Consider the following 8,884-nt stretch of genomic DNA (forward strand, 5'->3'; position numbering starts at 1 on the left):
ATCCAGTAATTATTTTAGGTTCTTCCATTCCATCGCTTTCAATCTGTTCGACTAAAACATAATTATTATCTTGATTTAATTGAAGAGTGAAAATTTGTCCAATACAACCTAAACCATCTTCACAATAATCTGAAAACCATCTATGCTCAAATTTACCCATTGGCTTGTTTTGTGCACTTATAGTGATACAAAAAAATAAAAAAAATATTATTGATTTCAATATGTTTGTTTTAGGTTAGTTATTATACAACGCTTTGTTCTGCTAAGAAAATTAAACTTCACGTTTTCGTTTTTAAAATCGTTATCTTGAACTTGAACTACTTGCTTGATTTCGGTGCAACTGCCCTATAACGTCCCGCTACTAAAGAGGGTTTGGGATTAAATTAAGCCCATTACTCAGATTTGCCACTCGAGCGATAGCGAATAGACGAAGTAAATCATCACAAATACAAAACCAATTTCAAATTAAGCCTAAAACCCAAATCATTTTTAACAAGTGTTACCAGAAACCTTAATTGTTATTCAACAACTTTTTTATTGGATTTAAACACGATTCTTCAAATCTATTTTTTAGTCGTTCATTTTCATCATAAGAGAAATCACGATTTATGTCTTTCCAATTTCCAATTTTCAAACCGTTATTTATAGACACGAATTCTAAAGTAGTATTGGTTTCATTTCCTCGTATTGCAATATTAAAAATTCTATTTTCATCAGCATCGTAAAAATAAGCGATGAACCATAATCCATTTTCGGATCTGGAATCTTCAAGTTTAAATGAATTGTTTGAGAAAATTGACACTGCAGGGACTTGATATTTCGGATTTTTCTCTTTGAAATTTTCGATGGCTTTTATTACTCTCACCTCTGAGTAGGGAAATTCATAAGATTCAGAAAACGCATAACTTCCTGCAGAAATAATATTTATTCTTTTTGTAAGTTCATATCGTGCAGTGTTGCTAAATATTAAAATTGCAGAAATCGCTAAAAGGATAGTCGCTATAAGTATTTGATATTTTCTCATCAGTTTTTCAAAGGTTTCTTGTAAAGTCCCCGCGCTACCAGCAGGTTTGACACTAAATTAAGCATAAAACCCAAATTGCTTGTAGCGTGTATTACTAACTGATACTTTAGTGATTATCATTAATCCTCAATTATCAGGTTGCCTTTTCCATTAATTATTTTGGCCAGCACTAGTTTTAAATTCTCAAATTCTATATGCCCAACGTTAATTTCGGCTTCAAACATTTCATTATTTATGTTTATCGCAAATTTATCACGAGATAATTCAATTTTAAAGTTTTCTAATTCGCAAGACTTATCGAAGTCGCTAGATTCAAAATAATAATAATCATCTTCAAATTCGCCTTCCGCATAAGTTCTTTGAAGCATAATATACTGTTGAGCAGAGGCTTGTATTTCATCAACCGTTAGTTCCTCTGAAGATTTATCGGTATCTGAGTTTGCAGAAAATGTAATTTCACAGCCAAATTCAAGGTCACTAATTAACAATTCTTTGCATTCGAATTTTGTCATATTTATCTTTTATTGAACAATATTTCTTGGCATTATGTCTTCTGCACTAGTTAGTTCCATTCTTGCACTACAGCAGGTTTGGCACTAAATTAAGCCCATTATTCGGATTTGCCAAATCATCCCAAATACAAAACCAATTTTCCATTAAGTCAAATACCCAAATCCGTTGTAGTGACTATTAGCGGTGGTTTATTTTGTTTGTTCAAAGAATCCGTCTGATTGGACATTGTATGATAATATTTTTATTGTGCCATTCTCTTTTTCCAAATGTATAGTTTCTTTAGAATCGAACTTAGTTCTTTTGACTTTATAAACTAATAAATATTCAGAAATTGGATTTGAACCCTCAACAACGTTAGTTTCACAAGTCTCAAGAATTTGGTCTTTGATTTCGCCAAGTTCTTCATCACTGCCTTGAAAAATTTTATCGATTTTAGATGTATCTGTTACTTCCAAAAATCTAGTACTAAATAATGAATGTGTTTCTTTATATTTTTTATCTCTTAGCGAATAATAAAATTTTGTTGTGACTCTTTCGACCTCTTCTTTATCTAAGGGCCTGTTTGTATGGTGGTTATTAAAGTTACAACTTGATAAAGATATTGATAGAAGGAAAATAGAGAGGTAATTTTTTTTCATTATTTTTTTTAGTTGATAGTTATGTTAAATCACCGATAACTTGTACATAAGCAAAACAAAACTTCTTATAAACAACCAATCGTTTAAAGATAATCTAAAGTCTGTTTCGCTTTGTACCTTCCAAATATATTAAAATTTTCTTACTATTTTATAAAAAATCAGCAACTGAAAACTGGGCTCGCGTGAAGGATGGAAGCGAAAATCCTTTGTGTTTTTTCTTTAAAAACACAAAGATTGCAGCGCACAGCCTGACCCGAAGTTTTTCACGGAGGGGCACGCCCAAGAATTCAAACCAAAGGGATTTTAAGTCGGGACTGTTTTGGGAATTACCACATCTATTTGGTACAGAATAATTATTGAGACAAATACTTAATCTTGCCAAGTGGCAATTATAGGCTATTTTCCTTTTGATCTGTGTAATTATCTTTAAATAAATGATTTGGTTTTAGGTATGCAAAATTGTTTTGAAAGTCCAAAAACACAGTAAACCTTTTCAAAACTTCATTACCCAAAATGTGAATGCTTTTATTTTTCAAAGGCTTATTGGTGGTTATTTGTTGGATAGGAATGTTTTTTAGGGTATGCTTTCCAATTTTCAAAACTTTTAGTATTGAGGTAATAACCGGAATTTCATTTCCTTGCGCTCCTTTCATGATGACTTTATTTACAACCTTCATTTTTTCAATTGGAAATTTACTGTGTTTTAACAAATCGTTATCTAACATTACTGTTCTTTGGTAACCTGTATCAAACAAAAAAAAGTCCTTATTAGAAATGCCGTTTTGTTTAATCATACTTTGAATTAAAAAAAGGTCTTTATAAAATTCTATTGCGAGTTTCGTGAATTTTCTATTTTTTTCAATGCTATCTGGTAATGTTGCATGGATGATCAATAGTTTTTTATCATAATTAATTTCAACAACTTTATCTTTAAATAAATCCCAACCAAATCTCCCGTCTGTTCCGTGTCCTGATAATGCTGCGTCATAAACTTTGGTTTTATACGTTGCGTTTCCAAGTTTTAAATTGTAAAACGTATTATACAGTTTTGGAATCGATTTGAGCTTATTTTTTAGAGCATCATTTGTCAAAACCAATTCAGTAGTTCCTGTATCAAAGTTAAGATGTAGTGTGTCTTTTTCATTGAAAATGGCTTCTATAATAATTGTATTTTGCTCGTTGATTATAAACGGAATACTCTCGCTAGTTATTTTTTGTTGAGCCGAAACACTACTGCATAGTATTAAAAAACAAATCAATAATTTTTCTTTCATTTTTAGTATTATTGAAGTTCAAGTTCTATTACTTTTTTAAACATTGGATCTTTCTTCATTAAGAAGTTTTTCCCTAAAATATCTTCATTTGTTGTTGCACGATCATGCAAAAAATCAATAGGATAGGTTACAAAGTGTTCTACTTGATTTTGGAAAATATCAGCAACCGTTTTACAATCTGTAAAATCAATTTGCGGTTCTACTCTAAAAATCAATTTGCTATACGGTAGACTAAATACGGAGGTTCTTGCTTGAACACCTCCTAATAAATTTGGTGTTTCACCTATACTAATGATACGTTTAGTTTTATAGGCTAAGCTAGATAAATTACTTGCCGAAGAAAATATAAATCTATCTTGTAATACATAGATAGGACCCTCAAAAGGAATTAATTCTTTCGATGGATTGAAAAAACTAAAATTGGGTATCTTACTATAAAACATTTCAAGATCTTTTAGTTTTGGGCCTTCTTTGTCAAAAGTTAAACCATATTTAATAATAGAGTCTTTTTTTAATCCGTTTAATGGGCTGAATATATATCCTATAGTCAAATTCATCTTCAAGGTATCCTTTAGTATCTTTCCTAAAAACTTACCATAGGTATTATCACTACCTCCTCCATTTCCTCGAACATCTAATACAATAGATTTTACAGCAAACTTATTTATTATTTTTTGAAAACGATTGATCAAAGTATCCCCCAGTTTTTCATCCATTGTGGGTATTTTTCCATAAAAGAGTTGCTCTTTTTCAAAGTAATGTGTAATAACAGGATCTGTATTAGTATTGTAACCAAAATTATTTTTTTTCTGTTCTAGAAAAGTAACCGTATCATCTTTAGTAATAGTTACTGTTTTGCTTTTTTGCTTGGTATCAACGAAAGTTAATTTTAAATGGTTGTTTTTATATATTTCTCCAACTGTATAAAAGTTCTCATGATAGACTTTATTATTAATCCTGTCCCATCTTAGCGGAGAGATTAATTCTTCCATACTCTTTACAAATTGATGAATTTCTTTACCATTACAACTTACTAACTTCATTGAGGCAGGATAACTTATTCCTTGATAAGAAAAGGGCAATAAATTATAGTATTCACCATTGATATAAGCAAGTTCTAATTTTGTCTTATTATAAAAGTTTTTATTTAAAAAATCGTCATATTTATAATTATGAGGAAAGTCTAGTGTATCTAATTCTGCAATACCCTTTGGAATCCAATCCTTTTTTATGATATCCAACAGCCATTTACCTGGTCTACTAGTGTGCCCGTCTTGTGCTACATTTAATGTTTTTTGTACTAAAAAAAGATAATCCTCCATACTTGTTTTAGCGGTGATTTTCCTTTTGAGGTTATTAGTATGCTTATCAAAGTCAATTTTCCTTACTTCTTTATTAAATTGAATAATTGGGCTTACTTGCTTTATATAGGACACTAACGAATCATAATCCGTTAACTTCTGTGAGTGGGTAAGTTGCGGAGTATTTTCAAGGTATTTATGAGGTTTCGGGCTATTTTGCGCTTTGATGTTGGAAAAACTCAATATTAAAATAACAGTGAAGAACTGGCTAAGATAGATTTTCATTTTTATATTTTTCAGTGAAATGCAAAAGTAGATTTCCTTAAAAAATGAAAATTGTAAAAATCTGCCAAATATTTTAAATGCTATTCCAAATTCCAAATCAACGTATTATCAACCTGAGAACTTGTTTGTTTAAATTGAGAGGGCGTTATGTTTGTGTATTTTTTAAATGTTTTTATAAAATGTGATTGATCTGTGAAATTTAATAAAAAAGCAATTTCTATTAACGGAACATTTTTTAAAATCAGAGACATCGCTTCTCTAACTTTTTTTATTTGTAAATACTCTTTGGGAGTAGTTTGCAATTGATTTACAAAATACCTGTGTGTTGAACGATAGCTTTTGCATAACAAATCATTTAAATCCTCTATTTCATTTGCCCGTACGGTTTCGTTAAACAACAAACTATTGGATAGCATTTCATCCCGTAAAATAGAAATAAAAAAACTTTCAATTTCGTTTTGAATCAGTTCTAATGAATCATTGCTAAAAACAATTTCAAACAACGGATTCCAATTTTTGTTTTCACTCAATATATTATTCTTAAAAATATTTTGTGAAAGTTGCTCGCCAAAAATAGCCTCCAAACCCAATGGATTAAAGTTTATGCATAGCTCTTGATATGGCTGTTTTGCGATAATCTTAATAGGTTCTTTGTAAATACCTGTTAAGTAACTACTGTTTCTTGTGGAAGGTAAAATACGATATTCGTTTGCATTTAATGCTATCATTTCTCCGCCTTTAATTAAACTAAGACAATGATTCGTATTTGGATAACACAACTGACTTACCATCTCAGAATCACCTTTAGTCAAGAATAAAAAATATTGAATAAATTTTTTCAATAATGGGTTTTTAGGGTAAACTATCTTTGTTTTCATTTTATTCAATTAACGTAAATCTCCCCAATACAAAATCATTTTTCGATTAAGCTGATTGTCTAAATCAATTTTAACAAGTCTTAAAATTAGGACTTTTTTTGTTGATTTTTTAGTTCACTTATGATTTAGTTGACTTCAGTTTTGCATAAATGTCAAGACTTATAAACTTGCCATTTTTAATTTCACATTCTTTCATCGTTCCTTCGTGTTGGAAATCTAGTTTAGCAATTGCATTTTTACAATTCTTATTTTCAGACTCTACAAATCCTTCAATTCTATGAAGTCCTAAATTGTCGAAGCCATAATCACAAAGTAGTGGCATCGCTTCTTTCATAATTCCGTTACCCCAGAAGTCTGAAATTAACCAAAATCCTATTTCTGCTTTTTTATGTTCTTTACTTAAACTGTTGAGTCCGCCTGCTCCGTAAAATATCGTGTTGTCAGCTGAGCAAACAGCCCACCAAATTCCAGTTTCATTTTTTTCAAGGTCAGCAAAAAAAGTCATTTGTTCTTTCGTTGCTTCCAATGTTTGAAAACTCACTCCATAATATTTGATAATGTCTGGGTGCGAAAGTCCTTTGAAAACATTCTCAAGGTCGTCATCAACAAATTGTCTCAGTAGAAGTCTTTCGGTTCTTAATATTGGAAATTCTGTTGTCATTGTATTTTATTGCTGGTAATGAATCGTTGTGTTAGGGGCTTTTGGAGGCATTTTTTCTATTTCACGCGGTCTTTTTTCTTTAAATCCTCTCCTTTAACGCCACTTTCAAACTCAATTTTTGTTGATATTAATCCATGTTCTACTGTTGGTATTTTTGCATTAAAATGTAAATGTGGTGTAGTTGTAAAGCCTGTCATACCGCTAATTGCAATAGCTTGTCCTTTAACTACAAAATCTCCCAACTTAACTAGAGAGCCGTTGTGGTTTAAATGTACATATTGAGTGTAGATTCCGCTTTGTGGGTGGTACATGGTTATATAATTACTTTTGTCATTTTTTAACCATTTTTTGCTTGTTCCATATTCTTTATAATCTTCAATTAACCCAACTACATAACCACTATCAACACTTGTTATTGTATCTCCAATTTTTAAATCAAAGTCTATTGCGTATTGACTAATAAGCGTGTTATGAGTAAAATTCCCGTTGTAGCCTTGAATAATTTTATACTCTTTGCCTTTTGGGAAAGGGTAAGAAACTTGATTTTTTAATATTTTTTTATTTAAATCTCCATATCCAACAAAATATTTTGTTTCATTGGCATGATTGAAATCGTGGTATTTAAAACTAATTACAGTGTCTTGTAATTCCCTTAATGTAATATGACCAAACAAATTTTCGATATTTGGGTTTAGAGAATCTTTTACTAATTTAACATTTACGGGACATTTAAGAGGATTTTTTAAGTGGAAAGATATTGTGTCATTTTTGATTTCTCTATTGAAGTAGTACAAAAACGCATAGTAATGTTCTTTTGGAAGTTTTCTCAAACTTGAACAAGAAGCAAATACTAGTATTACTATTAAAACGGTATTTTTCCTCATGATTGTTATTCTATAATTGCACAACATCCTGCTGCTTTGCAAAGGCGGGTTGGAGACTAAATTAAGCTCTATTTTCTGATTTGCCATTAGAGCGATAGCGAATAGACCAAGTAAATTATCCCAATTACTAAACCATTTTCAAATTAAGCCTAATTCCCAACTATTGCATTAGCGTGTGTTGGCAACAGTTCAAATTAGCAACCACATGAATAACTTAGGATTATTTTACCTTTCAGTTCTTTAATTTCAAGATAACAACCTGCGTCGCCATCTTCTTTTGGTTGATATTTCGTTTTTGATTTATTCCACTTGCTATAATCATTTTTAAAAAACCATTCAACGAATTTAATAACATCGTTTTTTGAGTAATTTGGGAAGATAATTTCTGCTTCAATACCAGCCTCAGAACATGAATTTCTTTTCAATTTAATTCCCGTTTTAAATTCATATTTTTTTGCACAAATATCTTTGGAGTCACTAAATCTTTTTAAAATATGCTCAGATTTCTTTCCAAGATATTTTGTAAAATATTTCTCTTCGGAATCTTCTAAGTATTTGGCTTTCTCAATAAATGACTTTGTAGGAATCGGCAATTTATTTATCTGCCCTGATGAAGATAGACAGCTAAATAATAGAATTATGGCTATAAATGCAGTTTTTTTCATGAATTTGTGCTAACGTTCTGGCAGTACAGCGGGTTTAGGTTCTAAATTAAGATTTATTTTTCGGTTATCACTAATCTTACAAATACAAAACCAATTTTAAATTAAGTCTAATGTCCAAATTGCATGTAGCGTTTATTAGCATCTGCATTTATTTTAAAAATTTTGTTCACTTGTTTTTAATCCATCTTTAAAAGTTACAATGGTATAAACTATTCCATTTTCATCATAATATTTCACTGTACCATTCCCATCTATTAAAGTTCCTTTATCTCTTTCTTTTCCGTAAGAATCATAATTTGCATTTACATTTAATAGCAAACCATTATTATATGTTTTTTCAATCCATAATTGCCCATTTTCATAATAATATTTATATACTCCATCTTCTTGTCCCATTTTATAATAGAATTTTTCTTTAGTTTTTCCATTTGGGTAATTTGTTTGATAAAGACCATTTTTTATTCCATCTATAAAATTATGTTCTAATTCAATTTTTCCATTTGGATAAAGGTATATATGGTTTCCATTCTTTAAATTGTTTTTATAGGATCTTGTTCCATAAAGTTTTTCATCATTGTAATAACTCTTTACAATGCCTTCTAATTTGTTATTTAGATAATTTCCGTCACAAGCAATATTTTTGTTTGAATAAAAATATTTAAAACCATTTTCTAAAATTCCGTTCTTAAAGATAACTTGTTGGTTTAATATTTTTTTAAAAGTTTTATCTTCAATCACATAAAAATTCCATTTACCATTTC

Annotated in this window: 11 protein-coding genes; all 11 read right to left on the reverse strand. The window is 29.9% G+C overall.

Features of this window, described 5'->3' with window-relative positions; all coding sequences use genetic code 11:
* Positions 1 to 220 (reverse strand): hypothetical protein (locus tag FPG59_RS16430; RefSeq protein WP_140344632.1); only part of this gene is annotated, 220 nt, incomplete at its 3' end.
* A 291-nt stretch (positions 221 to 511) separates the two neighbouring features.
* Positions 512 to 1,024, reverse strand: a complete 513-nt coding sequence (locus FPG59_RS10710; RefSeq protein WP_086454597.1) for a hypothetical protein — start codon at positions 1,022 to 1,024, stop codon at positions 512 to 514.
* Positions 1,025 to 1,143: 119 nt separating this feature from the next.
* The gene (locus tag FPG59_RS10715; protein ID WP_086454598.1) at positions 1,144 to 1,536 is read right to left on the reverse strand and encodes a hypothetical protein; all 393 of its coding nucleotides are present in this window, start codon (positions 1,534 to 1,536) and stop codon (positions 1,144 to 1,146) included.
* Between the two features lie 189 nt (positions 1,537 to 1,725).
* On the reverse strand, positions 1,726 to 2,175 hold the full coding sequence (locus FPG59_RS10720) for a hypothetical protein (RefSeq protein ID WP_086454599.1): 450 nt from the start codon (positions 2,173 to 2,175) through the stop codon (positions 1,726 to 1,728).
* A gap of 389 nt (positions 2,176 to 2,564) precedes the next feature.
* Positions 2,565 to 3,449, reverse strand: a complete 885-nt coding sequence (locus FPG59_RS10725) for a clan AA aspartic protease (RefSeq protein WP_086454600.1) — start codon at positions 3,447 to 3,449, stop codon at positions 2,565 to 2,567.
* An 8-nt stretch (positions 3,450 to 3,457) separates the two neighbouring features.
* The gene (locus tag FPG59_RS10730) at positions 3,458 to 5,035 is read right to left on the reverse strand and encodes a S41 family peptidase (protein ID WP_086454601.1); all 1,578 of its coding nucleotides are present in this window, start codon (positions 5,033 to 5,035) and stop codon (positions 3,458 to 3,460) included.
* Between the two features lie 80 nt (positions 5,036 to 5,115).
* On the reverse strand, positions 5,116 to 5,913 hold the full coding sequence (locus FPG59_RS10735) for an AraC family transcriptional regulator (protein WP_086454602.1): 798 nt from the start codon (positions 5,911 to 5,913) through the stop codon (positions 5,116 to 5,118).
* A 118-nt stretch (positions 5,914 to 6,031) separates the two neighbouring features.
* Complete coding sequence (locus FPG59_RS10740) at positions 6,032 to 6,574, reverse strand: GNAT family N-acetyltransferase (RefSeq protein ID WP_086454603.1); 543 nt, start codon at positions 6,572 to 6,574, stop codon at positions 6,032 to 6,034.
* Positions 6,575 to 6,630: 56 nt separating this feature from the next.
* On the reverse strand, positions 6,631 to 7,458 hold the full coding sequence (locus FPG59_RS10745; RefSeq protein ID WP_176330735.1) for a M23 family metallopeptidase: 828 nt from the start codon (positions 7,456 to 7,458) through the stop codon (positions 6,631 to 6,633).
* Positions 7,459 to 7,652: 194 nt separating this feature from the next.
* Entirely contained in the window at positions 7,653 to 8,123 is a 471-nt protein-coding gene (locus FPG59_RS10750; protein ID WP_086454605.1) for a hypothetical protein, read from the reverse strand.
* A gap of 153 nt (positions 8,124 to 8,276) precedes the next feature.
* A partial coding sequence (locus FPG59_RS10755; protein ID WP_086454606.1) for a toxin-antitoxin system YwqK family antitoxin occupies positions 8,277 to 8,884 on the reverse strand: 608 nt, incomplete at its 5' end.

It is taken from the genome of Flavobacterium sp. FPG59 (genome assembly GCF_002150205.1).
Classification (GTDB): Bacteria; Bacteroidota; Bacteroidia; order Flavobacteriales; family Flavobacteriaceae; genus Flavobacterium.

Bases quoted from the DNA above. Each gene is read 5' to 3' on its own strand.
- FPG59_RS10710 (WP_086454597.1), bottom strand. From the start codon at position 1,024: ATGAGAAAATATCAAATACTTATAGCGACTATCCTTTTAGCGATTTCT.
- FPG59_RS10715 (WP_086454598.1), bottom strand. From the start codon at position 1,536: ATGACAAAATTCGAATGCAAAGAATTGTTAATTAGTGACCTTGAATTT.
- FPG59_RS10720 (WP_086454599.1), bottom strand. From the start codon at position 2,175: ATGAAAAAAAATTACCTCTCTATTTTCCTTCTATCAATATCTTTATCA.
- FPG59_RS10725 (WP_086454600.1), bottom strand. From the start codon at position 3,449: ATGAAAGAAAAATTATTGATTTGTTTTTTAATACTATGCAGTAGTGTT.
- FPG59_RS10730 (WP_086454601.1), bottom strand. From the start codon at position 5,035: ATGAAAATCTATCTTAGCCAGTTCTTCACTGTTATTTTAATATTGAGT.
- FPG59_RS10735 (WP_086454602.1), bottom strand. From the start codon at position 5,913: ATGAAAACAAAGATAGTTTACCCTAAAAACCCATTATTGAAAAAATTT.
- FPG59_RS10740 (WP_086454603.1), bottom strand. From the start codon at position 6,574: ATGACAACAGAATTTCCAATATTAAGAACCGAAAGACTTCTACTGAGA.
- FPG59_RS10745 (WP_176330735.1), bottom strand. From the start codon at position 7,458: ATGAGGAAAAATACCGTTTTAATAGTAATACTAGTATTTGCTTCTTGT.
- FPG59_RS10750 (WP_086454605.1), bottom strand. From the start codon at position 8,123: ATGAAAAAAACTGCATTTATAGCCATAATTCTATTATTTAGCTGTCTA.